Genomic DNA, 1,154 nt, shown 5'->3' with positions numbered 1-1,154 from the left:
GTGCCGTCGAGCCGTCGGCTCGAGCGGGAGGCACAGCGCAACATCGAGGTGATGTGGCTGACCGGTCGCTTGGCTCCCGATCACAAGACGATCGCCAACTTCAGGCGCGACAACGGGCCTGCGATCCAGGCGGCCTGCCGGCAGTTCGTGGTGCTGGGCCGGGATCTGCAGCTCTTCGCTGGGGCGACCGTCGCCGTGGACGGGTCGAAGTTCAAGGCGGTCAACAACCGGGACCGCAACTACACCGTGGCCAAGGTCGCCAAGCGCCTGGAACAGGTGGATGCCAGCATCGCCCGCTACCTCGCGGCGCTCGACCGAGCGGATCGGGAGGGCAACGACGTGCCCGAGGCACGGACGCAGCGCATCGGCGAGAAGATCGCCGCTCTACGCCGCCAGATGGCCTTCCTGCGCGAGATGCAGGAGCAGGTAGAGGCCGCGGACGACGGGCAAGTCTCGCTGACCGACCCGGACGCGCGCTCGATGGCGACGAGCGGGCGCGGCACCGGCATCGTCGGTTACAACGTCCAGATCGCTGTCGATCCCGAGCATCATCTCGTCGTCGCCCATGAGGTCGTCAACGAGGGCCACGACCGAACCCAGCTCGTGCCAATGGGCGGTCGGGCCAAGCAGGCCATCGGCGCGCAGGAGGTCACGGTCCTGGCCGATCGCGGCTACTACAGCGGCGACGAGGTTCTGGCCTGCGAAGGCACGGGCGTCCTGCCAGCCGTCCCGCGAGCCGACACGTCGGGTCGAGCCAAGAAGGGGCTCTTCGTGCGCGCCGACTTCGTCTACGACGCGGCGGCCGATCACTACGTCTGTCCCGCCGGCGCTGTGCTGACGAAGTCTAACGCGCGCTCCGATCGACACGGCGACATCGACCACTACCGCAACCTGGACGCCTGTCATGCCTGCGCGATGCGGGTGCGCTGTACGACCGAGAAGTTCAAGCGCTTCAAGCGCTGGAAGCACGAGGCGGTTCTGGAGGCCATGCAGAGGCGGCTCGACGCCATGCCGGACGCCATGGCGATACGGCGCGCCACGGTCGAGCATGTCTTCGGAACGCTGAAAGCCTGGATGGGCAGCACGCCCTTCCTGACGAAGGGCCTGAAAGGCGTGCGAACCGAGATGAGCCTTGCGATCCTCGCCTACAACAT

At 67.3% G+C, this 1,154-nt stretch carries 1 protein-coding gene; it reads left to right on the top strand.

Features of this window, described 5'->3' with window-relative positions; translation table 11 throughout:
- On the top strand, window positions 1–1,154 hold a 1,154-nt coding region (locus MKK63_RS12675), incomplete at both ends, for an IS1182 family transposase (protein WP_244002180.1).

Origin of the sequence: Methylobacterium sp. J-088 (assembly GCF_022829295.1) — a bacterium.
Classification (GTDB): domain Bacteria; phylum Pseudomonadota; class Alphaproteobacteria; order Rhizobiales; family Beijerinckiaceae; genus Methylobacterium.
This window is presented reverse-complemented; position numbering and strand designations above follow the sequence as displayed.